This window comes from Paraburkholderia diazotrophica (assembly GCF_038900755.1).
Lineage (GTDB): Bacteria > Pseudomonadota > Gammaproteobacteria > Burkholderiales > Burkholderiaceae > Paraburkholderia > Paraburkholderia diazotrophica_A.
In genome coordinates, this window is record NZ_JBBPEN010000001.1 from 63,503 (window position 1) to 89,490 (window position 25,988).

Annotated in this window: 21 protein-coding genes and 4 pseudogenes; 16 read left to right on the forward strand and 9 right to left on the reverse strand. The window is 60.0% G+C overall.

Features of this window, described 5'->3' with window-relative positions; translation table 11 throughout:
- Positions 1–20 precede the first annotated feature (20 nt).
- Positions 21–1,574 carry a hypothetical protein gene (locus AABE10_RS00330; RefSeq protein WP_342931330.1) on the reverse strand — a complete coding sequence of 518 codons (1,554 nt, stop codon included), beginning with the start codon at positions 1,572–1,574 and terminating at the stop codon, positions 21–23.
- Between the two features lie 817 nt (positions 1,575–2,391).
- On the opposite strand from AABE10_RS00330, the gene AABE10_RS00335 reads away from it, so the two are divergent.
- From AABE10_RS00335 to AABE10_RS00350, 4 genes are read left to right on the forward strand one after another with little or no spacing between them, the layout of a single operon-like run.
- Positions 2,392–3,111 (forward strand): ABC transporter permease, encoded by a 720-nt coding sequence (locus AABE10_RS00335; RefSeq protein ID WP_342931331.1) that lies wholly within the window; start codon positions 2,392–2,394, stop codon positions 3,109–3,111.
- The gene (locus AABE10_RS00340) at positions 3,108–4,025 is read left to right on the forward strand and encodes a glycine betaine ABC transporter substrate-binding protein (protein ID WP_342931332.1); all 918 of its coding nucleotides are present in this window, start codon (positions 3,108–3,110) and stop codon (positions 4,023–4,025) included. The genes AABE10_RS00335 and AABE10_RS00340 overlap by 4 nt, the downstream gene beginning before the upstream one ends.
- A 25-nt stretch (positions 4,026–4,050) precedes the next feature.
- Complete coding sequence (locus tag AABE10_RS00345) at positions 4,051–4,704, forward strand: ABC transporter permease (RefSeq protein ID WP_342931333.1); 654 nt, start codon at positions 4,051–4,053, stop codon at positions 4,702–4,704.
- The gene (locus tag AABE10_RS00350) at positions 4,701–5,867 is read left to right on the forward strand and encodes an ABC transporter ATP-binding protein (RefSeq protein WP_342931334.1); all 1,167 of its coding nucleotides are present in this window, start codon (positions 4,701–4,703) and stop codon (positions 5,865–5,867) included. The genes AABE10_RS00345 and AABE10_RS00350 overlap by 4 nt, the downstream gene beginning before the upstream one ends.
- Before the next feature lie 50 nt (positions 5,868–5,917).
- Here the strand turns inward: AABE10_RS00350 and AABE10_RS00355 are convergent, their stop codons facing one another.
- Together AABE10_RS00355 and AABE10_RS00360 are read right to left on the reverse strand one after the other, a co-directional pair.
- Positions 5,918–7,954: a hybrid sensor histidine kinase/response regulator gene (locus AABE10_RS00355; RefSeq protein ID WP_342931335.1), complete on the reverse strand. Its 2,037-nt coding sequence runs from the start codon at positions 7,952–7,954 to the stop codon at positions 5,918–5,920.
- A 314-nt stretch (positions 7,955–8,268) separates the two neighbouring features.
- Positions 8,269–8,742, reverse strand: coding sequence for a class I SAM-dependent methyltransferase (locus tag AABE10_RS00360; protein WP_342932215.1), 474 nt, complete (start codon positions 8,740–8,742; stop codon positions 8,269–8,271).
- Here AABE10_RS00360 and AABE10_RS00365 point away from each other — a divergent pair.
- Positions 8,647–8,898 (forward strand): hypothetical protein, encoded by a 252-nt coding sequence (locus AABE10_RS00365; RefSeq protein WP_342932270.1) that lies wholly within the window; start codon positions 8,647–8,649, stop codon positions 8,896–8,898. The genes AABE10_RS00360 and AABE10_RS00365 overlap by 96 nt on opposite strands.
- Before the next feature lie 219 nt (positions 8,899–9,117).
- On the opposite strand, the gene AABE10_RS00370 is transcribed toward AABE10_RS00365, so the two are convergent.
- A complete protein-coding gene (locus tag AABE10_RS00370; protein ID WP_342932216.1) occupies positions 9,118–9,831 on the reverse strand; it encodes a GntR family transcriptional regulator in 714 nt (237 codons plus the stop codon).
- Positions 9,832–10,038: 207 nt separating this feature from the next.
- Here AABE10_RS00370 and AABE10_RS00375 point away from each other — a divergent pair, with 207 nt between their 5' ends.
- The 5 genes from AABE10_RS00375 to AABE10_RS00395 all read left to right on the forward strand — a co-directional run bounded on the left by AABE10_RS00375 (position 10,039) and on the right by AABE10_RS00395 (position 16,130).
- Entirely contained in the window at positions 10,039–11,337 is a 1,299-nt protein-coding gene (locus AABE10_RS00375; RefSeq protein ID WP_342931336.1) for an MFS transporter, read from the forward strand.
- Between the two features lie 85 nt (positions 11,338–11,422).
- A complete protein-coding gene (locus tag AABE10_RS00380) occupies positions 11,423–12,151 on the forward strand; it encodes a maleate cis-trans isomerase family protein (protein WP_342931337.1) in 729 nt (242 codons plus the stop codon).
- Between the two features lie 10 nt (positions 12,152–12,161).
- The gene (hydA, locus tag AABE10_RS00385; RefSeq protein ID WP_342931338.1) at positions 12,162–13,568 is read left to right on the forward strand and encodes a dihydropyrimidinase; all 1,407 of its coding nucleotides are present in this window, start codon (positions 12,162–12,164) and stop codon (positions 13,566–13,568) included.
- 55 nt (positions 13,569–13,623) lie between these two features.
- Positions 13,624–14,820 carry a serine hydrolase gene (locus AABE10_RS00390; RefSeq protein ID WP_342931339.1) on the forward strand — a complete coding sequence of 399 codons (1,197 nt, stop codon included), beginning with the start codon at positions 13,624–13,626 and terminating at the stop codon, positions 14,818–14,820.
- A gap of 29 nt (positions 14,821–14,849) precedes the next feature.
- Positions 14,850–16,130 carry a serine hydrolase gene (locus tag AABE10_RS00395; protein WP_342931340.1) on the forward strand — a complete coding sequence of 427 codons (1,281 nt, stop codon included), beginning with the start codon at positions 14,850–14,852 and terminating at the stop codon, positions 16,128–16,130.
- A gap of 59 nt (positions 16,131–16,189) precedes the next feature.
- Here the strand turns inward: AABE10_RS00395 and AABE10_RS00400 are convergent.
- Positions 16,190–16,690 (reverse strand): annotated as a pseudogene (locus AABE10_RS00400) (Crp/Fnr family transcriptional regulator); the annotation flags it as partial.
- 140 nt (positions 16,691–16,830) lie between these two features.
- Between AABE10_RS00400 and AABE10_RS00405 the strand changes: the two are divergent.
- The 4 genes and pseudogenes from AABE10_RS00405 to AABE10_RS00420 all read left to right on the forward strand — a co-directional run bounded on the left by AABE10_RS00405 (position 16,831) and on the right by AABE10_RS00420 (position 18,229).
- The gene (locus AABE10_RS00405) at positions 16,831–17,283 is read left to right on the forward strand and encodes a hypothetical protein (protein ID WP_342932271.1); all 453 of its coding nucleotides are present in this window, start codon (positions 16,831–16,833) and stop codon (positions 17,281–17,283) included.
- Positions 17,192–17,380, forward strand: a pseudogene (actP, locus tag AABE10_RS00410) (cation acetate symporter); the annotation flags it as partial. The gene AABE10_RS00405 and the pseudogene actP, both read left to right, overlap by 92 nt.
- 95 nt (positions 17,381–17,475) lie before the next feature.
- A pseudogene (locus tag AABE10_RS00415) lies at positions 17,476–17,883 on the forward strand (MBL fold metallo-hydrolase RNA specificity domain-containing protein); the annotation flags it as partial.
- Positions 17,884–17,965: 82 nt separating this feature from the next.
- A complete protein-coding gene (locus AABE10_RS00420) occupies positions 17,966–18,229 on the forward strand; it encodes a hypothetical protein (protein WP_342931341.1) in 264 nt (87 codons plus the stop codon).
- 36 nt (positions 18,230–18,265) lie between these two features.
- On the opposite strand, the gene AABE10_RS00425 is transcribed toward AABE10_RS00420, so the two are convergent.
- Complete coding sequence (locus tag AABE10_RS00425) at positions 18,266–18,886, reverse strand: hypothetical protein (RefSeq protein ID WP_342931342.1); 621 nt, start codon at positions 18,884–18,886, stop codon at positions 18,266–18,268.
- A 218-nt stretch (positions 18,887–19,104) separates the two neighbouring features.
- Here AABE10_RS00425 and AABE10_RS00430 point away from each other — a divergent pair, with 218 nt between their 5' ends.
- A complete protein-coding gene (locus AABE10_RS00430) occupies positions 19,105–19,953 on the forward strand; it encodes a hypothetical protein (RefSeq protein ID WP_342932272.1) in 849 nt (282 codons plus the stop codon).
- On the opposite strand, the gene AABE10_RS00435 is transcribed toward AABE10_RS00430, so the two are convergent.
- The 3 genes from AABE10_RS00435 to AABE10_RS00445 all read right to left on the reverse strand — a co-directional run bounded on the left by AABE10_RS00435 (position 19,845) and on the right by AABE10_RS00445 (position 24,160).
- Complete coding sequence (locus AABE10_RS00435; RefSeq protein WP_342931343.1) at positions 19,845–20,318, reverse strand: helix-turn-helix transcriptional regulator; 474 nt, start codon at positions 20,316–20,318, stop codon at positions 19,845–19,847. The genes AABE10_RS00430 and AABE10_RS00435 overlap by 109 nt on opposite strands.
- A gap of 186 nt (positions 20,319–20,504) precedes the next feature.
- Positions 20,505–22,571 (reverse strand): putative bifunctional diguanylate cyclase/phosphodiesterase, encoded by a 2,067-nt coding sequence (locus AABE10_RS00440; RefSeq protein WP_342931344.1) that lies wholly within the window; start codon positions 22,569–22,571, stop codon positions 20,505–20,507.
- Between the two features lie 128 nt (positions 22,572–22,699).
- Positions 22,700–24,160: a methyl-accepting chemotaxis protein gene (locus tag AABE10_RS00445; protein WP_342931345.1), complete on the reverse strand. Its 1,461-nt coding sequence runs from the start codon at positions 24,158–24,160 to the stop codon at positions 22,700–22,702.
- Positions 24,161–25,114: 954 nt separating this feature from the next.
- Here AABE10_RS00445 and AABE10_RS00450 point away from each other — a divergent pair.
- Positions 25,115–25,417: pseudogene (locus tag AABE10_RS00450) on the forward strand (ribbon-helix-helix domain-containing protein).
- Positions 25,418–25,988: the final 571 nt, after the last annotated feature.

Consider the following 25,988-nt stretch of genomic DNA (forward strand, 5'->3'; position numbering starts at 1 on the left):
TTCACGAAGCGATTCGTCCATCAGACATCAGGGTTGCCGGCGACGAAAGCGGTAAATGCGTTATAGGGTTGAGGCACCACGGCTCCGTCGATCATCAGGCCGTAAGTCGTGTCTCCGCTGTCGAGCACGTAGTACATCACCGACTGGATGTTCTTCGTCTTCCGCGCGCGATAGTAGTTAGCGAACTGCGTGCTGATGTAGTTCGCGCGATAGGCTTCTGTGCTTTCCGGTCCCGTGTTCCATTCCGTGATCAGGAACGGTACGCCGTAGCGAGCCTTGCAGTAGCTCGGCAGATCGAACCCTGGGCCTGCTCCGTCCGTGCCGACGTTGAAGATGTCGCCGTACACTTCATAGTTGTGCCACGTCGTCATATCCCAGCGCACTTGCGGATAGCCGCCCGTGCCGTCCGGCTGCATGCCGTCCCACAGCGCGTCGGATGCGCCGACGTCGGCCACGCAAAAGTTGACGCCGCATTTGGCGATGGGCTGCACCGACTTCACACCGTCGATCATGCCGCGCATCGCGCCGCGCATGATCGGCCAGTTCGCGTTGTTGAAGTCGGCTGGTTTCGATCCGGCATTGGTCTGATCGAGGATGATCTCGCTTTCCCGGGTCAGCTCGTTGCCGCATTCGTACATCGTGACGCCCCATGGCGCAAGCGCCGCTGCGATCGTGGCCGCGCCTGCGCGTGTGCGGTTGTAGGCCGCCGATTCGCTCGCGAACATGACGCCGGGGGATTCGTGGATGCCGAAATTGACGAGCACGAACAACGTGAGACTCGCTGCCTGGAAGGCCTTGGCCAGCTCGACGACTGCGCCTAGCGATACCGGGTCGTCGATGCAACCGACGCGATAAGTCGAGCACCCCATGCTCTTCATGATCGACACGATCTGGTCCGGCGTGTAGCGATAGTCGTAGTGTCCGTTGATACCGTAGAACGTGCCGGCCGTCGCTGCCGACACGATGCGGGGATCGTTGCACGGCAACCAGGTGCCCGCGTCCGTGTAGACGTAGAACTGCCCACCCGTGCCGCAATGCCAGATCTTGCTGCCGTACCACAGCAGCAGCGAAACGTTGTAGGTATTGCCGACGGTGTTGTTATTCCGATAGATGACGCCGCTCACGACGGTCCACACATTACCGACCTTGTCGATGATGTACGAGGCGGACGGAATCGCCGTGCCATCGGCAGAAGTGCCGCCCAGCCGCGGATCGTTGCATGCGATCCATGTGGTGCCGTTCCATCCGTAGAACTGCCCGCCCGTTCCCTGGTGATACACGCCGCCGCCGTACCACAGCACCATCGACACGTTGTAGTTGTTGTTGGCCTTGACGCCATCTTTGTAGACGGAGCCGCCAACCAGCGTCCAGACGCTGCCGTGATTGTCGATGATCGAGCTGGCGGGCGGAATCGTTGTGCCGTTGGCGGATGCCGCTGCCGCTTTCGCTCCCTTGGCTGCCTTAGCCGCAGCAGTGTCGCTCGTGCCGAAATCGGATGAGCCGCCGCATGCGCTGAGCACATAGCTGCCACCAAGTGCCGCGACGCGGCCTAAAAATTGACGTCGATTAATCATGGAAAGGGTCCGCTGCCGAAAATGGCTAAAAAGGGAACGGTCGCTACAGCGGCACATATGGGTGAGTGACGACCGACGCATTTACTTCGGATGACGAAATATCTGCCATTGACCTGCTCGAAAAACGCAAAGCGGGGTCAATGGCTTTTATCGGTAATTACTGCCTTCGTGCTCGCGAATACGCGTAATTAATGCTTGGTTTTCGGCAGCAAAGAGGCCACGCATTAGGGCGAAAAATGAAATAGGTCGATTCTTCTGATGAATACAGATGCAAGAGATATTTTTCGCGTATTCGTCGATATGGAGTAGCGTCTTTGCATCGTGTAACACGATGTAACGAAGAAAACGTTTATATGCGACGGCAAGGGGATTCGTTCCCCTATTTTCGGAATTTTATTCTTTATCGATCCCCAATTCTTATACAGTTAATTAGTGAAGGACATTGCTTTGGATAGGGAATGACTTCGCAGAAATATCGGCCTTCACTCGCGATCGCCAACGCGATCAGGCACGCTGCTTGCTGCATCCCTCCCGGTGCTCATCGCGAAGCACCCGAGTTCGCAGCAACACACAGGGAAGCCAACAACCACCCCTTTGCAATCTGCGGAACGTCGCCACGCGTGCGTTCCTTGTTCAATGAGCGGCAGACCATCGGCCTGACCGTATGCAGCATCCGGTCGCCTCCGTGCCGCCGAGGCTGTCGCCTTCGTCACCGGCCTGAGCCGCCGCCGCCCAAATGGACTGCGGGACTGCGTGCTCTGCCGGATGCTTCCATAGCGGCCACAGGCTCCGCTTCAGCCAGAAAAGGGAGGCCATCTTGCCTAATCGACGCACTGTCCGCTTTGCGGGCAGCCTGATCTTCGTCGCGCTCATCGTCGTGTTTCTCACACAGGCGATCGAGCCCGACACATATCGTCAGTACTCTGGCGACCTCGCTTACTACGCGATCCGGCATCTGGTGCTGGTGGGCTATTCGATGGTGCTTGCGATTCTCGTGGGCGTGCCGATCGGCGTGCTGCTGAGCCGGCCGTCGATGGCGCGCCAGGCCGAAGCGTTCATGCAGATTTTCAACATCGGCAACACGGTGCCGTCGCTCGCCGTGCTGGCGATCGCGCTCGGCATCTTCGGCATCGGTGACGTGCCGGCCATCGTCGCGCTGTTCTTCGCCTCGCTCCTGCCGATCACACGAAACGCGTACGTCGGCATGAAAGGCGTCGCGCCGGCGCTGCTCGAAGCGGCGCGCGGGCTCGGCATGACGAATACGCAATCGCTGTTGCGAGTCGAGTTGCCCAACTCGATGCCGATCATCGTCGGCGGCATTCGCACCGCGCTCGCGATCAATGTGGGCACGGCGCCGCTTGCGTATCTGATCGGCGCGGACAGCCTCGGCACGCTGATCTTTCCCGGCATCAACCTCAACAACAACCAGATGCTGCTTCTCGGCGCGGCCGCCACGGCCATTCTCGCGCTGCTGCTCGATGCGATCGTCTCGACGGTCAGCCGCGTATGGCTCACACGCAAGGGGGTGGCGGCATGACACGACTCATTGCTGATCGACTGAACCGCATCGTCACGTTCATCATCGCCGGTTGTGTCACCGCATGTCTTAGCATGCCCGTATGGGCCGCGAAGATCGTCGTCGGTGGCAAGAACTTCACCGAGCAATACGTGCTCGTCGAGATCACGGCACAGTATCTGCGCTCGCGCGGCTACACCATCGAAACGCGCACGGGCCTCGGCAGCGTGCTGTTGCGCAGCGCGCAGGAGAACAACCAGATCGACCTGACGTGGGAGTACACGGGCACGGCAGCGCTCGTCTACGACAAGCTCACCGAAAAGATGACACCCGACGAGATGTACCAGCGCGTGAAAGATCTCGATGCGAAGCGCGGCCTGATATGGATGAACAAATCGCCGATGAACGACACGTATGCGCTCGCGCTGCCCGCCGAAGCGGCCAAAAAAACCGGCATACGCACGATCTCGCAACTGGCCGCGAAGATGAAGAGCGACCCCAAAGGCGTGGGTCACGTGTTCGGCATGGACGCGGAATTCGCGAATCGTCCGGACGGACTGAAGCCGCTCGAAGCCGCTTACGACATGCACTTCACGCGCAAGGAGACGCGCCAGATGGACCCTGGTCTTGTCTACACCGCGCTCCACAACAACCAGATCGCGATCGGCCTTGTCTACACGACGGACGGCCGCGTGAAGGGCTTCGGCATCGTGCCGCTCGAGGACGACAAGCACTTCTTCCCGCCGTACAACGCGACCCCCGTGGTACGCGCGCCGATCCTTCAGCAGAACCCGAAGCTCACGGAACAACTGAATGCACTGTCGGCGCTCTTGAACAACGACGTGGTCCTCGACATGGACAAGCAGGTCGATATAGACGGCAAGTCGGTGCAAGCGGTCGCGGCCGAATTCCTGCGCGCGCATCAATTGCCATAACGATTGCCGCAACAACGGAGGAACGATGAACCTGTTCGACTATCTGTCGGCGAACTGGCCTGAACTGCTTCAACTCACGCTGCAGCATGCGTGGCTCGTGAGCCTCGCGGTCGGCTGCGCGATCATTGCCGGCGTGCCGCTCGGCGTCCTGATGAGCCGCTGGGAATGGCTCGCCGCGCCGCTGCTGGGCATCGCGACGGTGATCCTCACGCTGCCGTCGATCGCGCTGTTCGGCCTGATGATCCCGGTCTTCTCGCGCTTCGGCGAGGGCATCGGCGCTGTGCCGGCGATCACCGCCGTCTTTCTCTATTCGCTGCTGCCGATCATGCGCAACACCTATCTCGCGCTGCATAACGTCGAAGCGAGCATCAAGGAAGCGGGCATCGGCATCGGCATGACACGCTGGCAGCGACTGCGGCTCGTGGAGTTGCCGCTTGCCGTGCCAGTGATCCTGGGCGGCGTGCGCACCGCCGTCGTGATGAACATCGGCGTGATGACGATTGCCGCGGTGATCGGCGCGGGCGGCCTCGGCACGCTGATTCTGCGCGCGATCAGCCAGAGCAGCATGATGAAGCTGCTGGTGGGCGCGGTGCTCGTGAGCATCCTCGCGATCGTCGCCGATTTGCTGCTGCAACTGTTGCAGCGCGTACTGACACCGAAGGGAGTACAGGAAACATGATCGAACTCGACCAGTTGACCAAGACTTTTACGCAGAAAGACGGCCAGCAAGTGCACGCCGTCGATTCTGTCAGCCTCAAGGTGGACGAGGGCGAAATCTGCGTGTTTCTCGGACCGTCCGGTTGCGGCAAGACGACCACGCTCAAGATGATCAACCGGTTGATCGAGCCGACCTCGGGCCGCGTGCTGATCAACGGCGAGGACACCGGCAAGCTGAACGAAACGGACCTGCGCCGTCATATCGGCTACGTGATCCAGCAGATCGGCCTGTTCCCGAACATGTCGATCGAGGAAAACATCACGGTCGTGCCGCGCCTGCTGGGCTGGGACAAGAAGCGTTGCGCGGAGCGTGCGACCGAACTGATGTCGATGGTCGCGCTCGATCCGAAGCAGTATCTGAAGCGCTATCCGCGCGAGCTGTCGGGTGGACAGCAGCAGCGCATCGGCGTGATTCGCGCGCTCGCGGCGGACCCGCCCGTGCTTCTGATGGACGAGCCGTTCGGGGCAGTCGATCCAATCAACCGCGAGTCGATCCAGAACGAGTTCTTCCAGATGCAGCGGCAACTGAAGAAGACCGTGATCATGGTGAGCCATGACATCGACGAGGCGATCAAGCTCGGCGATCGCGTGGCCGTGTTCCGGCGCGGCAAGCTCGTGCAGTACGACCATCCGGACACGCTGCTCGCTCATCCGCGCGATGACTTCGTCGGTCAGTTTGTCGGCGCGGACAGCACGTTGAAGCGTCTGTTGCTGGTAAAGGCCGGCGATGCCGCGACGACGCCTGAGACCGCGCGTCCCGATACGCCGCTCTCGCAGGCGTTCACGACGATGGACGAAAACGACTTTCGCTATCTGACCGTGGTGGACGAAAGCTTCCACGCGCGCGGCTTCGTCACGCGCCGCTCCGCACGCAATGCCGAAGGCGTATGCGCGGACAAGCTGGCCGAATTTCCGTCCACCGTATCCGACGGCGACAATCTGCGCATCGTGCTCTCGAAGATGTACCAGTTTCGAACGTCGTGGATGCCGGTACTCGACGCCGATGGCGTATATGTCGGCGAAGTCACGCAAGACTCGATTGCGGACTATCTGAGTTCGGGCCGCTCACGTCATCAGACGGGCATGGCGCCGCAGGGCAAGGCAAGCGAAATGGCGGGCACCTGAGGCACTTGGGGCACTTGGAGCACTTCCGGCACTTGAGGCATGCGATGCGCTCAATCTCTATCGCCGGCGATACGCGCCACGATCGCGAGCAATTCCTCGATCTTGACGGGCTTGACCAGGTGACTGTCGCAGCCTGCCATTATCGAGCGAGCCTGGTCCTCGGGCTGACCATAACCCGACACGGCAACGATTTCGACGCGTTGACCGGCGGCCTGCTGTTCTCTCGCCTGCTCCCTCAGCCGACGCGCGACGTCGTAGCCGCTGATCCCCGGCAGGCCAAGGTCGAGAAACACGACCTGCGGTTCGAAGGCAGCGGCAATCTGAAGCGCGTCTTCCCCGCTGTGCGCGGTGCGCACATCGTGCGTGTCGAAGATCATCGCGAGCGATAGTGCCGCATCGGTGTTGTCGTCTACGATCAGGATGCGCAGCGAAACAGGCGGCCGTTGCCCGGCTTCGTCCGCGTCCGTCGCCTGCTGATTGTTATGCAGGCAGATGGGCAGACGTATCTCGAACTCACTGCCCCGGTTTCTGCCTTCACTCCTCGCAGCAATCGTCCCTCCGTGCATCTCGGTCAACGTCTTGCAAACCGACAGCCCGATACCGAGACCGCCTCTCGATTGCTCGCCGTGGCCGGAGCCCTGTACGAACAGATCGAACACGTGAGGAAGCGCATCGTCGGAAATGCCCGTGCCCGTGTCCGACACCGTGACGGATATGTCCCGCCCGACAACCTTTGCGCCTACAACGATGCGCCCGCCGTCATCCGTGTATTTGATGGCGTTGTCCAGCAGGTTCGAAAACATCTGCGTCAACCGTGCGGGATCGCCATCGACATGAACAGGCTGTTCCAGCGGCAGGCGCACGATCTCATGATGCCGCTGCAACGCAGCCGGCATCGTGATTTCGAGCGCATGGTCCAGTGCTCGCCGGATATCGAAGATCTCGCGCCGCAATTCGATCTTGCCCGTCGTGATCCGCGATACGTCGAGCAGGTCGTCAATCAGATGCGACAGATGACCGGTCTGGCGTTCGATTACATTGCGCAGCCACTCTCGCTTGACGGGATCAGCGCCCGCGCTGTGGCCCAGCAGATGCGCCGCGTTGCGCACGGGCGCCAACGGGTTGCGCAGTTCATGAGCCAGCGTCGCAAGAAAGATGTCCTTGCGCCGATCGGCATCCTTCAGCTTCGCCTCCGCGTCCGCGCGCTCTGTCACGTCGCACAGGCTGCCGACGAACACATAATCGTCCTGCTGCACGGGAGGACGAAGGAACCCGAACATTTCGACGGTCCTGAGCGCCCGGTCCGTTACCCGGTACAGCCGGAACGCGACATGCACAGGCTCCCCCGACACCAGCCGCGACTGGAAATGCGATCGCAGCAATTCGACGTCGGCAGGGTGGACGACTGACGTCATGAACTCGGTTTCCGTCAACGGGCCGCGATGCTCCGGCTGTCCGGTGATCTCGAACATCTGCCGGTTTTCCCACACGCCTTTGCGTGAAGCGCCACTCCACTCGAAGATGCCGATGCCCGCCGCGCTCGTCGCGACACGCAACCGCTCCTCCGTGGCCTGAAGCGTGGTCAAAGCCTTTTGCAGGCTGTCCTGTGCCGTCGATACCTCGGCGGCCTGACGTTGCAGTTGCCCGTCGATCGCGCTTTCGATAATCGCGCGAAACGTGCGCTCGACGATCTCGTGCGCCCGCATGTGCACATCGACGGAAGCGGCCACGGGACCGAAATAGGCGCGGATTTCGTCCTTCAGACAGCGTTGCAGCAATTCGATGTTGCGAAACAGGTCCGTGACTCGCCACTCGGCTGGCCAGAATCTGCCAGGCTGGGCGATGCCCGCATTCACCGATATGGAAGCGTCGCACTCGGCGATCAGCAGCGCGGCGCACACTTCGGACAGCACGTAAGCGAAATAGCCGATGAGTCCCCGTTTGGCGTTCGCATCGGTGTGCGCGCACTGTTTCAACGTCTCGGCTAACCAGCGACGCAACAGTTGACGACGTGTGCGCGCCAGCCTGCGAGCGAGTTCGCCGAGGCTGGAGGCGCCTTGCGACTCCGGCAAAAGGTCCCGCTTCATGCATGCCCCCACAGGCGAAAGCACTCGAGCCGCCATACCTTGCGGGCAGCGGGACGCCCCGTCGTGTCAATCAGCCTCTTTCTCATCGACTGTTTCTTCAAGATTACATTTGCGTGTGACTGAAGATATCGACCGGCGGGCGCTCGATGTCGGTCCACGCGGGTTCACCGTGCCGCGCGTGACACTGTACCTGCCGTCCGGCGACTGTTTAACCGAGAGAAACCCGGACCTTCCCCTATGAAAGCGATTTCAGTGGCGTAACGGAACGATGCCTGATTGAATTGAAAAGTTCTCGCTTCCGTATTCGGTTGACGTCAGAGCGATCCAGCGCCTTTGGCAAATACGAGTCGAGTCCACGTCACATTCATGCGCCGGTTCGATCGCTGCACGGATTCTGATCGAACAATGAATATCGGTTGCAAACCGTGGAGATTCGCGAGCTGAATGGTCTCTTCGGCCGAGACGTCGAACGTTCGCCGGCCGTCAGGGATCGGCCCATGTCGCAATGACATCATCAGCAAAGCGCCGTCGGACAGCAGACGAGCGACATTCGGCATCGCGCGACGACGTTCTTCTTCGTCGAGATGCATCCAGACGGCCGTCAGCATTGTGAGATCGAAACGTCGTGTCATCGCGCGCAGGACGCTGAGGTCCGGAAGGCTATCGTCGAGCCATTCGATCCGCGATGCCGGATGCAGCTTGCCGCCAGCCGCTCTGAACTCGTCGACGGGCTCGACGGCGACTACCTTATGCCCCATTGCTGCAAGCGCAGCCGCGTCGGTTCCTATACCCGCGCCAACGTCGAGTACATTGGACGGGCGCGCTGGGATCAAATGCAAAACAGCCGCGTGGTGTTCGGCAAACGAGATGTTCCGCCATTGACCGATCAGCGATTGAGCGGCTTGCGCGTAGCCCTCCGTACCGCTCACGTTGATAGACACTGACGAGTCTCCGGGCTTGTGATTCGCGAAGTTTGCCAGATGATCGTGTGGGCACTCCGTCCGAGGGCCGCAGAGACGCGTTTTCTGCGGCCCTCAGCGCCCCCGCGTATTGGTCTACGGCATGGAGCCGGCGTTTGAATGGCCGGAGAATCTGGTGGAGAAAGGAGTTCAGCGCATTGCGGCTGTAGAGACTTCAGGCAGCAAAACGATTTGCGGCGCCCGTCAAGGCTGATCGGACTGCGCGACTTCTTCGTCCTTGCCGGATGCTTCCAGAGCACTCGCTTCACGGGACGAAGCAGCATTGCCGCGCGTGCGATTCAAAACAGCGAGTACTTCGCGAGCGGTATTTTCCGAATGCTCGCGCAGGATTTGCGGCAGGTTCGCATGACCGGAATCTTCGAGCGCGGCAAGAATGGCCTCGTGTTCGCCGAGCGACTCGGCCCAGCGCAACGTATCCGCATTGGCGGCACCGCGCGCGCGATGCACCTTCGACATCAACGACGCGTACACATTCGTCAGCACGGGATTGCCGGCTGCATCGACGATCATCTGGTGGATCTGCTGATTGAGCCGGAAGTACTCGAGCCGCTTGCCGGCGTTGTGACAGTCGACCATGCGCCGATGCTTCGCCGCGATGGCCGCCACCTGTGCCGGGCTCACGCGCTGGCGCAACAGCTCGCCCGCCATCGCTTCCAGGCCGTGAAGCATCTCGAAGGTGCTGGCCAGGTCGTCGAGATCGATCGGCGCAACGCGATAGCCGATGTATTGCCGATGCGTCACCCGCCCTTCCGACACCAGCACCTTGAGCGCCTCGCGCAATGGCGTCTTCGACACGTCGAATGCCGTGCTCAGTTCCTTCTCGTCGATGCGCGCGCCAGGCGGCAATTCGCCCTCGTCGATCATCACGCGCAGACGCGCGGCGATCTCCGCAGCCATGCCGCGGGTGCGCAACAAAAGAGGAGTTCCGTTTGCCTGATTCATCGTAGCGCAAGCTTAACACGATCCTGGGACATACCCTGAATTTTTACATGAATTCTTTTATATCAATGGTTTATCGCGTTTGTAATTATAAATTTCTAATCCTATACTCTGCCATACGTTGCGCGACGTCACGAAAACACCTGCCTATCTCAGGAGCCGCTCATGTCTTCAACATCCGGTGTAGCCGCAATGGCGGTGGGTAAGTCCACCGTCCGCTGGAAGATTTTCGTCGTCATGCTCAGCCTCATCGCGATCAACTACATCGACCGCGCGTCGCTGTCGGTTGCCATGCCGCTCATTTCGAAGGAGTTCGAGATCGGTCCCGCGATGGAGGGACTCATCCTCAGTTCGTTCTTCTGGACTTACGCGGTCATGCAGATTCCGGGCGGCATGCTCGCCGACCGCTTCAAGCCGCGCATCGTCATCGCTTCGGCGACGGTCTTCTGGGGCTTCTTCCAGGCCATCGCTGCGATGTGCACGAACGCGCCGAGCCTGCTGCTGACTCGTCTTGGGCTCGGCGCATCGGAAGCGCCCATCTACCCCGCGGGCGGCAAGCTCAACGCCATCTGGATGACGCAGACCGAACGCGGCCGTGGCGCCACGCTGCTCGACGGCGGCGCGCCCCTCGGCGCGGCGCTGGGCGCGATCCTCATCACCGGACTCATCGCGGTACTTGGTTCGTGGCGCCTTGCGTTCGCGGTGGCGGGCGTCGGCACCGTGCTCGCCGGCATTCTCGCGTGGTTCTACGTGCGCAATACGCCGCGCGAGCATCCGGGCGTGAACGAACAGGAAGCCGCGTACATCGAGGAATCGCATGCACGCGACGCCGCACTCGAACCGCCGTCGCTCTCCGGACGCACGCGCGACTTCCTGAAGTACCGCTCGGTGTGGGGCATGTTCTTCGGCTGGATGTGCTTCAACAGCGTGTTCTACGGCCTGCTCACGTGGATGCCGAACTACCTGCACATGGTCCACGGCTTCGACATCAAGCAGATGGGCGGTTCGAGCTTCATCATCTTTTTCAGCGGCTTCATCGGCGAGCTGTTCGGCGGCTGGATCGCCGACAAATGGAAGGCCGCAGGCGGCCGTCCGAACACCGTGATGCGCACGCTGTTCGGCATCGCGGCAATCGTCGCCACGGTGTCGATCTTCTCCGTCGCTTACGTGACCAACCCGATCGCCGTGGTCGCGCTGCTGTCGACGACGCTCTTCTTCCTGCGCTGGTGCGGACTTTACTGGTGCATTCCGTCGGCGCTCGGCACGCGCAACAAGATCGGCTTTCTCGGCGGCTTCATGAATCTAGGCGGCAATATCGGCGGCATCACGGTGCCGGTCATCGTCGGCGCGATCGTGCAGCTCACGCACTCGTACTTCCTCGCGCTGATGTTCTTCGCGGCGGCCGGTGTCGGTCTGCTGTTGTGCTCGAGCGCCATCGATTACGAAAAGAAGATTCCTGTCTGACGGGCCGTTGCGCCTGCGGCATTACCTCTGCTGCATCGCTTCCGCCGTATTGCTTTGATTCACTCATCACATCAGAGATATCACGATGAAAAAACGTACCTTGCTCGGCATGCTCACGCCTTCTTCCAACACGTCGCTCGAACCATTGACGAGCGCGATGGTGTCCGGCCTGCCCGACGTCTCGGCGCACTTCGCCCGCTTTCCCGTCACGGAGATTTCGCTCGCCGATCACGCGCTCGGCCAGTTCGACGATTCGAAGATCCTGCAAGCCGCGCAACTGCTCGCCGACGCGAAAGTGGACGTGATCGCATGGAACGGCACGTCGTCCGGATGGCTCGGCTTCGAAGCCGACGAGCGCTTGTGCCGGCGCATCACGGAAGCGACGGGCATTCCCGCGACCACATCGGTGCTCGCGCTGAACGAGATCCTCAAGAAGACTCGCGCCAATGAATTCGGTCTCGTCACGCCGTATCTGGATGACGTGCAGGAGAAGATCGTCTCCAATTATCGCGGCGAGAACTTGCACTGCATCGCCGAGCGCCATCTGAACCTGAAGGTGAACTTCTCGTTCTCCGAGGTAACGCCCGACGAAATCCGCCGCATGGTGCGCGCAGTGGCCGAATCGAAGCCGCGCGCGATCTCGATCTTCTGCACGAACCTGAACGCCGCGCATCTCGTCCCCGAACTCGAAGAAGAAACGGGCATTCCGATCTACGACACGATCTCGACGGTCGTCTGGAAGTCGCTGCAACTCGCCGATTACGACACCCGCCGCGTGACTGGCTGGGGACGTCTGTTCAGCGAAGTCATCTGAGGAAGCGGCGATGTCGAACGATCTCGATCTCGTGATCCGTCACGCCGACGTCGTCACCGCGTCGGACCGTTTTTCGTGCGACATCGGCATTCGCGACGGTCGCGTGGCGATGCTCGGGCACGGTCTGCCGCGCGCGCCGCGCGAACTCGACGCGAGCGGAATGCTGGTGCTGCCGGGCGGCGTGGACGGGCACTGCCATCTCGATCAGCCGATGCCCGACGGCTTGCGCATGGCCGATGACTTTTTCACGGGCACGCGCTCGGCGATCTGCGGCGGCACGACCACAGTGATCCCGTTCGCCGCGCAGCACAAGGGACAGTCGTTGCAGGCCGCCGTGGACGACTATCACCGGCGCGCGGAAGGCCGCGCGCTGATCGATTACGGCTTTCATCTGATCGTCGCGGATCCGACGCCGCAGGTGCTTGCCGAAGAGCTGCCACGCCTCATTGCCAGCGGCTACACATCGTTCAAGGTCTACATGACCTACGACGATCTCAAGCTCAACGATCGCGAGATGCTTGACGTGCTTTCCGTCGCGAGGCAACACGGCGCGCTCGTGATGGTGCATGCGGAGAACTCGGACTGCATCGGCTGGCTAACCGAGCGGCTGCTCGGCAATGGGCATCACGCGCCGCATTTCCATGCGCACGCGCGGCCCGCAGTCGTCGAACGGGAGGCCACGCATCGCGCGATCGCATTCGCGGAACTCGTCGACGTGCCGATTCTCATCGTGCATGTGTCGGGTGCGGATGCCATCGAGCAGATCCGCTGGGGGCAATCGCGCGGGCTGCCCATTCTCGCCGAGACCTGTCCGCAGTACATGTATCTGACGGCTGCCGATCTGGGCTGTGGCGAGTACGAGGGCGCGAAATGCGTATGCAGTCCGCCGCCGCGCGATCCGGCTAACCAGCAGGCGGTGTGGAAAGCGCTGCGCCAGGGTGTGTTCTCGATCGTGTCGTCGGACCACGCGCCGTTCTCCTACGACGATCCGCAAGGCAAGAAACCCGGCGGCAAGCAGGTGTCGTTCGATCACATTCCGAACGGCATTCCCGGTCTTGAAACGCGTCTGCCGCTGCTGTTCGACGGCGTGCGGCAAGGGCGGCTATCGCTTCATCGGTTCGTCGAGCTGACCTCGCTGCGGCCCGCAAAGCTCTATGGGCTCTATCCGCGCAAAGGAACCATCGCAGTCGGCGCGGATGCCGACATCGTCGTGTGGAACCCGGACAAGCGCGTGAAGATCGGCAATGCGTCGCTGCATCACGCCGTCGATTACACGCCCTATGAGGGCGTCGAGGTGACGGGCTGGCCGCGCCACTGCCTGTCGCGCGGCGAAGTGCTCGTCGAGAACGGCAAGCTCGTGGCAACAGAAGCCGGGCGCGGACGCTTCCTGCCTGCCGGCAAGCCCTGCCTGGATTGACGCTGCATTGAACTGACGCGGTGCGTTCGCGCGCCGCACGATGAAGGAGCAAGCGATGAAAATTCCTCACGCGTTGTGCACGATGGCGACGGCAACAGCGTTCGTCGTCGGTTCGACGGGACATGCGCACGCGGCAGGCGCGGCGTCGCAGGACATGCCGACCGTTGCGCCCGAATCGGTCGGCGTCGATTCGGCGCCGCTCGTGCGCATGTCGGAATGGCTGCGCGGCGACCGCATGGATGTCAGAAGCCTCGTGGTCGTGAAGGACGGCAAGATCGTATTCGAGCGATACAGCGGCGGACTCACGCGCGACAACAACTACGAGCTGTACTCCGTCACGAAGACGATCACGTCGCTGCTCGTGGGCATCCTCGAAGGCGAAGGCAAGCTCAGCCCATCGACGAAAATTGCTCCGCTGATCGCGAACGCGCGGCCCGATCTCGCGAGCGATCTCGCGGACAAGCAGGACATCGAGCTGCGCCATCTGATGTCGATGTCGAGCGGCCTCAGCTATCAGACACGCGAAGGCACCGACCCGCTCTATTACAGCGCGCCCGACCGGCTGCACGTCGCGGTGACGAGCCGCGCTGCAACGACGCCCGGCACGCGCTTCGACTATATCGACGTGAACCCGGTGCTCGCGGGCACGGCCGTCGCGGTTGCGGCGCACGAGCGCGAAGACGAATTCGCGCGCGACAAGCTGTTCGAGCCGCTCGGCATGTCGCATTACCGCTGGACGGGCGCCGATCGGACGGGCGCCGTATCCGGCGGCTGGGGACTGCGGCTGCGCGCCGTCGACATGGCGAAGATCGGCGTGCTGCTGCTCGACAACGGACGCTGGCAAGGCAGGCAGGTCGTACCGCAAGCATGGATCGCACAGATGAAAACGCCCTCGCCCGCCGCCGCTGACTACGGCTACTACTGCTGGATTCAGCACGTGGTCGAGAAGGGGCAGCCCGAGTTCGGCGCGATGGGATTCAAAGGACAGTTCATCACCGTGCTGCCTGCACAGCATGCCGTCGTCGTGATGACGAGCCTGCTGCCGACGGATGGCGGACTGCGCGATGCGACCTATCTGAAACAGTATCGCCGGATGGTCAACGACTACATCCTTCCCGCCTTGACGCCCGCACGCAAACCCGTCGCGACAGCCGCAAAGACACAGGCGCTGCGCGATGAACTGACGCGCAGCCGGCAGACGCAAGGTATTCCCGGCACGGCTGCCGCGTTCAACGATGCCCCCGAAAGCTGATGAGACACTCGACGAAGAAAAGCGCAACGATGGCAATTTCACGAATCCACTCGTTCGATTCGCGGCGCGCCGTCTTGCGCGTAACGCACGCGCGTTCGGCTACGCGCTGGCTGCGCGCCCGGCTTGCGCCGTTCGTGATGGCGGCAAGCGCACTCGCGCCTGTCACATCGACGGCGCAGCAAACGCCCGCTGCCCCTGCGCCGCTTCGCGAAACAGGCATCGAGGCCGCATCACCCGAGGATACAGGCGTCGATTCCCGTGAACTCGTGCGGCTATCGCGATGGATTCGCGAGCAGAAGCTCGACGTCTACAGCCTGCTCGTCGTGAAAGACGGTAAGCTGATTTTCGAGCGGTACGGCCCGAACGCATCGCGCGACGCGAACTACGAGTTGTACTCCGTCACCAAGGCGGTCACATCGCTCGTCGCGGGGATGTTGATCGACGAGGGCGCCATCAGCCTGCACGATTCGGTTGCCGCCACGCTGGCTGCGTGGCGCCCCGACCTGCGCGCGGACTTCGCCGACAAGCGCGACGTCGAGCTTCGACATGTCCTGTCGATGTCGAGCGGACTGCACTACGATTTCAGACCCAAGGACGATCCCATTTACTACGCCGCGCCCGATCGTCTGAAGCTCGCGGCGCAAACGAGCCCAAAGGCTGCGCCCGGCACCGCGTTCGAATACACCGACATCAATCCGATTCTCGCGTCGGCGATGCTAAGCGCAGCAGCGCGCGAGCCCGTCGAGCAGTATGCACAGACACATCTGTTCGGCCCGCTTGGCATGAAGCACGCGGCCTGGGAGCGCGCCGACCATCAGGGCCTTGTATCAGCGGGCTGGGGCTTGCGGCTGCGGGCGATCGACATGGCAAAGATCGGCATGCTCGTACTCGATCACGGACGCTGGCAGGGGCGCCAGGTGGTGCCACAGCACTGGATCGAGCAGATGACGTCGCCTGCCGTCGCGCCTTACTTCGGATACTACTGGTGGATCAACAACGTCGTACAGAGCGAGCCCGAATATGACGCGATGGGCTTCAAGGGGCAGTTCATCACGGTGCTTCCGAGACGCAATACGGTCATTGTGATGACGAGCATGCTGCCAGTGGACGGCGGCTTACGCGACGCGAAAAATGTACAGATGTTCCGGCAGATAGTGAACGCCTATATCGTTCCCGCGCTCGACAACGTGACGCACGCAAAGCCGACGAACGAACGTCGCGTGGCACTGCAACGCGAACTGGCTGTAAGCGCACATTCGCCAGGTATCCCAGGAACGCAACTGGACGCGACCGATCGACCGAAACTTTGAGGCACTGCTGCTGTTGATGCGCATACCGGACGCGCGCTTGCGCGTACGGCACAACAAGGTCAATCAGGGCACTCACTTCTTAAACGCGCGACGTCGGGAATGGTGATCTCTCGCCCGTTTATCTCGATCAGCTTGGGGTCGCTCAGGTCGCGCAAGATGCGCGAGAAATGCTCGGGCGTGAGATTCACCCGCGATGCAATGATCCTCTTGCCGGTATCGAGCCGCACTTGCTGACCTGTTTGGCACCCGCTGTCCGCAAGGCGCAGCAAGTAGCTGCTTACGCGCTGCGTTCCGGATTGCAACGAGTAGGCCTCGACGTCGTTCATCAAATTGTGAAGACGTATGCTAAGGCCGGCCAGCATTTTGCATGCAAAGGCCGGGTGTCATTCAAGCTCCGAAAAGACCATCGACTTCGACACATGCCGCAGCAAGGTGTCGGCCAGTGCATGGGCCGACACGATGTGGTCCTTATCCTGGAACATCGGCGCTTCGCCAAAACCATCACCCGGCCTCACGAGACGCGCGATCTTCTCTTCTCCAACGGGAGAGATGAAACTCAGCGGACGGATGTATGAGCAACCATTCACCGGTTTGAAAACACGCATTCGGACGCGCATCGCATGTCAACCGTTCGCCCTGTCGAGCTGTCGATACGCGCGGCGTTCGTGGGAACGTGCTTCTTACCTTCATATGCGGCCTCATGACCGGCCTCGCCCGTTTGGGCGTGACCGTGCCGCAACACGCGGTGTCGCGCGTCGAGCGACGTGGCGTCCTGACGATTCCCGTGTTCTTCGGCGCGGTCATCGGCATCGAACGCGCCGTAGCGCGCAAGCGCGCGTGGAGCTACATCGTGCCGGCTGCGTCAGGCCGCGCGGGGATCGCGCTCGTTGCCGGGGCACCCGTTGCCTTTGCACAGGCGTTGCTGTTGCTCGCTTCAATCGCTTCACTCATCGGCAATGCGCAGATACTTCGCGAGCAGTCGGCATTGCATCTGTGGGTCCTGATGCTGGGCGCGGGATGCTGGTTGTTCGGCACGCTCGTGTGGCTCGTGACAAGCGATCCACTACGCGAGGGCGCCGTTTCCGTATGCATCACCCGCGCTCTTCTCGATGGCAATGGGCTTCTTCGGCATCTGATTCTTCTCGGCGACTGACAGATCGAATCGCGTGCGCATCGACCGGGCCGGTTCCGAGGCGCAGGCCGTGCGCTCCGAAACGGGGATGGGTGCTGTGGAAGGCATCAGCCACTAAACAGACAAGGCGCGACTTGACGGCCACGGTCGGTGTTTCCGTCGCGGCGGACATCGACCGGCCAGCATCCCACAGTGTCGGAAAGATGACCGTCCGCGCGCGATGGAATGGCGATGGGCGGCCGCGTGCCGCATTACCTGAGCCTGTATGCGTCGGACCCTCGCAACACGATCGCGCTCGTCGGTTTGCGGGCGGCAGGCACACGCGGCGCGGCGCTCCCCGCCCACGGACCGTCGATCAAGGTGCACGGCGAATATGTACGCGTGCGCGCCAACGTCGCGTCGATCGCGTCGCTTTCGGCGCACGCCGATTACCGCGAAGTGCTGCTATGGCTGTCGAGTCTGACGGACGCACCGTCGCGAGTCTTCGTCACGCGCGGCGAACCCTCAGCGGCAGACACGATGCGCCGGCGCATCTCCGAGAAATTCGGGTGGCCGTGCGATGGCTCGTGCTACTTTCCGAAAAGCTGTTTCGCACTGCAAGCTGCATGTCGCAGATCCTGACCAATCAGGGATTTTCCCAAGTATTCGCGAAATGACTGACGTGAGACGGTATACGCCAATGCCATTCCACATGGAGACAGGCATGCAATCTGATACGCAAAAGAGAGCAAAGGTCGCCGTTTTTCTACATCGGTCGGCACTGTTCCTGTTGATGTTGCCAGTTGCCTGTTTTTTCTGGGCGCTCCACGCGTACCCGCCTCAGGATGCATGCTGGCTCTGTGTCGCCGCTGCAATCTATGTCTGGCCCGTAGCTGGCATCCTCCTTGTCATCGCCGCGGGATTTCACGTCTGCACCGCTCAACGACTCGAAAAATCCGGCGGATTGCAGGAAGCGCACGGACTCTAGCTGAGCGAAAAACACCGTCCGGATCGATTCCGTGACTTAGCGTGCCGCCTGATTGTCATATGCGCTGTTTAACGCCGCGTGAATGCTGAACATGCCATTCGTGAGGCGGGAATCGCCGGGCCGTTTCGGCAATAAGGCCAGAAGTCCCTTCATCGCATACAGCGTGATTAGCGCGCCGGTCAGGTCGCCCACAAACATGCTGAACAGGCTTTCGAAGAAGTTCTCCATCGTACCGGTCAGCGCGAACCACAGGTGATGTAACAACGGATTCGCGACCGAATACGCAAGCGCAAGCACAAGAAGGCGTTTCGGTGTCAGGTTCGTCAACGATGCCCGCAAACCGTAGTATTCCGTCGCGAACCGGTAGACCAGATACGGAGCCGCTGACCCAAGTACTGCACCAGCGATCGCTCTCACCGGGTCATGCGGAAACCAGTAAAGAAAGTCCGTTAGCAGACCGGCAAGCAGCAAGCCAAGAAAACCATCGACACCAACCAGCAACGTGCTCAAAAGCCGTACGCCCGAAGGAAGGAATATCCAGTTGATGCCTCGCACAAACGACGTATGCGTAAATACCTCCTGGTTGACCCATAGTGACACCACGAACGCGATCACGGTGCCGGTGATCGACCAGAAATGCAAACGTAAGCTGGACATTGTGGCCTTTCCTTCATGATTCTGGTGTTTGTATCGGACACAGGAATCGCCCGCACGAGCACACAGGCAAATCAATCGAACAGAGAGCTGCGAATTAGAACTGCAATACTCGGTGCCGGACAAATTGCAAGCGCGAACTTCGTTGTGTTTCTGATAGTTTCCGGCATTTTTGGCACCCAGAACCCGTTTCTAAATATCAATATGTCGGGCTTCTGGATATGGTTTACCTGGGATCGGTCTATGTCAGTGCATCATTCGGTGACATCTACTCGTTCATTAATCCATTTGCGTTGATGCTGCGGATCGCGGCGCGTTGCTTCCCTAGCATCGAGAAAATTCGGTTCCGATATCCTCGATGCCTCGCATCCTATCCCGCACTGCTGACTTATATCGTACTTATTTCCCTTGAGTTGTTTGGCTCTGGGAGACCGAGAGATGCGAGCCTGTTTCTTATTGGCTATAGCATCTATGCTTTTGCCAGCTCCCTTTGCTTTGGACGTGAAGTATGGCTCAATCACTTTGACGCGTTCGGCATCCTTCGCAGATTGTGCGCAAAACTTTCGCCATACAAGTGGTCCCAGCTACCGGGGAAGGGCGTCCGCGTTCGGCTGAGAAATCCCATCGACGAGATGGCGTCCGAACAACCACTGGACGCCAGCATGATATCTTTTCTCTCGTTCATGCTCTCATCGACCGCCTACGACGCGCTGGGGGCACTCGGTGCGCAATCCCCAATGAATGGGAGGGTCTTCGCACAGCAGTTCAGCCTCTTGCTGTTGCCGATTGCATTGTTTTACAACGTTTGCCACTACTTTACATTATGTCTGGCTCAGGGGCGCCAAATCCTCTCGCTCGCGTCCGACCCACTTGGAGTCGGCTGGCACCTGCTATCGATTTTGCCGGATGAGTACACGGCGACGTCGCAACTCATTGCTCGCGCTCACAATCGTATTGTCCATCAGCGGTCTATGGATTCTCTCACTTCCTCTCGCATAGAGATCATGGAACGCGGCTTCAGCGCCGACGGAGGAATTCTCCAACGCTTACGGAATGCCACTGAAAAGTGACTCATTGTCGAAAAGCCGCAGTTGAGCGCAGCTTCCGTCACATCGCGTTGACCACGCTCGATAAGATCGCGGGCGGCTTGCAAGCGGGTTTCGATAAGGTATTGGTGCGGTGTCAATCCATTAGCCCTCTTGAAGACTCGGATAAACGAATAAAGATCGCCGGGATAACTCAAGGCTTCCAGCTTTGCTGGCATCTTCAGATACAGGGACAAGATTGGCCCGGTCGTCTCGAGATCGAACACTTCCGAGGCACCCGCGAGGTAGTGCTCGACCGCAACGCTCGCGCTCGAGGGCGCCAAAGCACGCCACCTCCAGTTGATGGCATTTGCCAACTCACCCGGCGCCCGTCGGGACCTACCCTGCATACATCGGTTACGATCGGCTGGCTCAGCGTGGCACTCTCTTCATCCGATCAGCTTCAACCGTTTCCATTCGACCTGCCAGTGCTACCTCCGGTTGAAGCTTGACCGCAAGAAATCTCCTTTCGGACACCCAGATGATGATGGCATGTCCGGGCACAATAGTCAGGCACCGTACCTTGCCCATGTCGCTCAGACCGTCTGCCCCAACTGGACAAAGCCAGTCGCAGGCATTGGGCGGCCAAGCAGAAAGCCCTGAAGGGAGTCACAGCCAACGCCCGTCAGAAACTCCTGCTGTGCGGTCGTTTCCACTCCCTCTGCGACGATCGTCAGATGCAGTTTCTGCCCCAATGCCACGATCGCTGAAACGATCGCTTCGTCTTCAGGGTCGTGCAGGAGGTCGCGCACAAAGCCGCGGTCAATTTTTAGCTCGTTAGCGGGCAGGCGTTTCAGGTAAAGCAGACTGGAATAGCCGGTGCCAAAGTCGTCGATCGATATCCGTACGCCCATATCGCGTAGCTGCTGCAGGATCCTGAGACTGGCCTCGAAGTCTCGCATGGCCACCGATTCCGTGATTTCGAGCGTCAGGGATGCCGGCGCAAGCGCATGACGCTGCAACGTCGCGCGCACCATCGCGATCAGGTCCGAGTGACAGAACTGCATCGGGGAAAGATTGACGGCCATGGTCCAGTCACGATAGCCCGCATCATGCCACGCGCGAAGCTGGCGACAGGCCTCGTCGAGTACCCATTCGCCGATCGGGATGATCTGGCCGCCTTTTTCTGCCAGAGAAATGAACTGATCGGGCATGAGCAGTCCGTGAACCGGATGCATCCAGCGCACCAGTGCCTCGACGCCAATCACCGGACCACGCGGAGCCGCAAGTTTGGGTTGGTAATGCAGGACCAGTTCGTGTCGCGGGAGTGCGTCGTGCAGGTCCTGTGCCAGTTGCATGTGTTGCCGCGCGTTCGCGCTCATCGACGATTCAAAAAAACAGTGACGACCGCGGCCTAGCGACTTCGCGTGATACATCGCCGTATCGGCGTGGACCAGCAGATCATGCATATGCATCGCGTCCTCCGGGTACATGGCAATGCCGATACTGGTCGAGACACACAACGCGTGGCCATGCACATGGAACGGCTCCCTGATCACTGCCTGCAGTCGTTCGGCGAGCGTAGCGACCTCGATCGGATCGCTCACATGGACCAACAGGACAAATTCGTCGCCGCCCAAGCGGGCAACCGTGTCTTCCCGGCGAACTATCGCGCCGACGCGCTCGGCGACAATGGCGAGCAGTTGATCGCCGGTTTGATGCCCGTAGGCGTCGTTGATGATCTTGAATCCGTCCAGGTCCATGAACATGAGGGCAAAGCCTTTCCTCTCGCCGTTCGCCTGCTGGATCGCCTGCCCGAGCCGGTCCTCGAGAAGTACGCGGTTGGGCAGCTTGGTGAGGCTGTCATGTAGCGCAAGATACGTCAGTTCTTCGTTGGCTTGCGCCAGCGAAGCGGCAAGTATCGCCGCACGGGAGGCAAGTCGCATATCTTCTAACACCGAAATGGTCAGGGCGACAGAAAGCACGATTAACGTCACGATGATGATCGTGATCGCCACCCATCCTTGATGCATTCCGTTACGTGCCGCTGCACACACGCTTCCCAACGGAAATTCCGCAGCAGCCATGCCGGTGTAGTGCATGCCCACAATGGCGAACCCCATGGCCACGGCTGCACCCGCCCGTAGCGGGCGCACACGGGGCGAATTCTGGCGCAAATTGAATGCTACCCACAGCGCGACGCCCGATGCGACAACCGCAATAAGCACTGAAACGGCAAATATCGACGGCGTATATTGAATGCCCGGTTGCATTCGCATGGCTGCCATGCCGGTGTAGTGCATGCCAGCCACGCCGGTGCCCATCAGTAGCGCACCGATGAGAAGGCGCGTCCGGCGCAGTTCCTTCTGACAGACCAGCCACAATGCGAATGCGGACGACACAATCGCAATCAGCAGTGAAAGCGATGTAATCGCCGGATCGAAACCAATCGGGATGGGCAGACTGAAAGCCAGCATGCCGATGAAGTGCATCGACCAGATACCCATGCCCATCGCGAACGCACCACCCGCGAGCCAGCAGCGCGCCGCGCTACCATCCGCTGTATTGATGCGCCCAGCCATGTCGAGGGCCGTATACGCAGCGAGCATCGCGACCAGAAGCGAAAACAGGACCAACAGGCTGTTATAGCTGCCGATGAGCATGAGTTCCCCCGGAATTGCTGATCATGTTTCCTGATTCCGAACACGTCCCGGTCCGGCAAATCGCGCAACCATTGAGGACTGGTGCAGCCGTAGAACGGCGCTGTCATTCCGGCTCGGTGTAACTTCTCTTACACAAGAGGATCGACTACAAACAGCGACACTTCATCGTTGAGCGCCAAGGTCTGCTTGCGCAGATGACCGGACGCAGACGCTACATCCTCGACGTACGCAACGTCGCGTGTCAGCATTGCATCCATCTCTTTTATTGCGATGCTGATCCGGCCGATGTCCTGACTCTGTGCATCACTCGTCGTGCTGATCTGGCTCACAAGCCGCGCGACTTCCTCTACTTGCCCAACGACGCTGCGCATCGCTGCCCCCGTACGACTCGCGACCAATGACCCGTGTTCGATGCGTTCCAGCGATTCAGTGATCAGCATCTTGATTTCGCGCGCCGCGTCCGCGCTGCGTTGTGCGAGTTTGCGCACTTCTTCGGCCACGACAGCGAAACCACGACCGTGCGTACCGGCCCGCGCTGCTTCTACCGAAGCATTGAGTGCAAGAATATTTGTTTGAAAGGCGATACCCTCGATCGTTGACGTCATCTCACCCATGCGCCGCGATGCGTCTTCTATCTCGATCATTTTTTTGACGAGTTCCCCTACCGCGCTTCCGCTCTGCCGCACGACGTCTGCAGTTTGCTGAGTGAGTCCGTTTGCATTGAGCGCATCAGCGGCGTTTTCCTGCACCTGGTCGGCGATCTGTGCCATCGCCCTGGTTGTGTCCTTTAACATGTCCGCCTGCGTCGCGATCTGCTGGACCAGTTCCCCATTGCCGGCTGCAATTTCTTGCGATGACAATGCAATACGCTGGATCGTCCGTGTGATCTGGCGCATCGCATGGTGGATGGCATCGAGAGTCGCCTTGAATTCGCGACTGCTGCTCCCTTCCAGTGGCATCGACGTCAGGCGTAGATCGAAACGCCCCGTTTCGCGTGAGAGCTCCGCACTCAGAATAGCGAGTTCGCGCCCCATACGCGCTTCCTTGCTCATGTACCGTGAGATAAATATCAGTAGCGCAGCCTGTACAACGACATAAGCGGCATGTACCAGTACCAGTGAATACGAAGGCCTGGTAAGACAATAGACCGCGAAACCGCCCAGTTGCAGATAACTGAACAACAGGTGATGAATGGCGATGACCAGTGCTGCGCAGACGATCGGTTTCCAGTCGCGGTACGCGAGCAGAAATGACATGAACACGAATACGCCAAAATGCAGTTCCGTCACGCCGTGTTCCTGATGGATGTGCAGCGCGGCAAATGTCATCAGGCTTGTGGCCACGCCCAGACGCGTCACGAGCGTTCCCGGAAGCCACAGGACCAGTGCGGAAGTAATGATCGCAGTTGGCGCACCCACCGTGTAGACGCCTTGCCATGTGTCGTAGTCGCGGGCAAAAACACACGAGACCAGAAACAGAAGCCAGACCACGCCACCAAGAAGGCGGTCCGCCTTTATATATTGCGATTGCAGCAGATCGCGCGATGAGACGGTACGGCGATTCCCGGAAACACTCTCTCGTTTTTTCATATTGTTCTGCGCCAAGGTTAGCCAAATCGTATGCCTGCGCTCAGTCAATAACGACACGCGGTACGATGGTCTGAATTGGGGTTTCCCCGGAAGTCTCAAAGCAGCGCAAAGACGGGAGGCTAGACATCAAGAGAAGATCGAAGGCGAAAAAGCTCGTTTTAACGCCTGCTGGCAATCCTTCCAACAGTTATGCCAAGAGAACAAAAGACCAACGGGAAAAACAGTTGCGATGCGAATGTCTCCGCGTGCCGGAAAGAAGATCAACGCTTTTTAAGCTTGCACGTTCCACGCGATGGCAATGCGATTAGCGAAACTATCGAGCGTAAAGCGGTGAAATTGCCGTAAACAACATCAATTGATTAACTCCACAACAGAATCATCACTGTAGAGTTCAGCAATTGATGTCGCGGTTTGACAACCAATTCATGTCGTTTTTCACGGGTCGCGCCGGCCAATTTCGCACCCGTCCGCTCGATGTCCAACCATTTCGTGTCGCCTTGACACGCAGACACTTAAATTTTCGACGATCTGTCCCTTTGTGTTATAAGGCAATGTGAGTTCATCACGGCTCGGACTTCGATGGAAGTTGGCCCGACTCTACGCCGCCGTCGTACCAATACCTTCGCTGCCGATCGAACACACGCAGTCTCAACGACATCTACCAGAGTGCGTGCTCATTTCCTGCCTTCGCTGGAGGGCAATTATCGGCCAAAGCCAGCATTGGAGCTGACTGGGTTTTAGAGGTCAACAATGTGGCGAATTGCTGACGGTCGAGGCATCGAGCGGTCCAACTGGCATAGCGGCGCGCGAAGAACAGGTATTACGACGCAGGGAAGTCGACGGTTTCGTACTCGAGTGCGCCGACAGGCTGCTTTAGACATGCTCGACTTTAAGTCGGTACGCTACTGATAGCGCAGTTCGGCAAAACTTGTGCAATCGTGCTCGAGTCGTTTCATGACCACGATAAACATTTCCCTGCCTGATTCGCTGAAGGAGTACGTCGACGAACAGGTTGGCTAGGTCGGCTATAGCGGCTACGGCACCAGCAGCGAGTACGTCCGCGAACTGATCCGAAAGGACCAGGATCGCAAGCGTCTGGGCGCGATGATCTTGCAGGGCGCGACGGCAGGCCTCGCAGCACCTGTCGACGCCGACTACTTCGAATCGTTGCGTGCTCGCGTGCGCACTTCTCGCAAACGACGGCTAAGTCCGTCATTCCGACACGGCTGGCCAGGCAGGACGTCGAGGACGAGGTGACCCACCATCTTGTGGACGAGGGCTCGGCGCAGGCAGCGCTCGGGTTCATCGCGGAGATCGAGCGGGCATACGAGCATCTCTCCAGGCATCCCAACGTCGGGTCTCCGCATTACATACGAGCTACATATCGGGCCTGCGGTCGCGGCCGCCTGATCGTTTCCTCGGCTCGAACGCAACCTGAGCGAACTGCATCGAATGAGAAATTGCGCATGCTGGGCGAGTGCAAGCGCAACTGCCGTCCGTTCCAGCGAACGACATGGGCTGAAAACGTGCGCCCACACGTAATCGACCAACACGATGTTGTATGGACAAGTTGCCAATTGGATGCGCGAATGACTTCGTCTATGACCGTTTTGCGTACCCTTACAACATGCGTTGTCACCAGTTTAGCACCAGAAACAGGGCCCCCTTTTGACTTCCGCATCGGGCACGTGTTGGTAATAACACCGATTGTTCGTTCCTGAGATGCCTCGATAATTGTATATACAAGCTGCGGAACCGGCCTCGGACGTCAGACCGGGGCATCCAAGGCTTTCGATAGGGACGCCCGCGTGCGGGATGCCGCATCGAA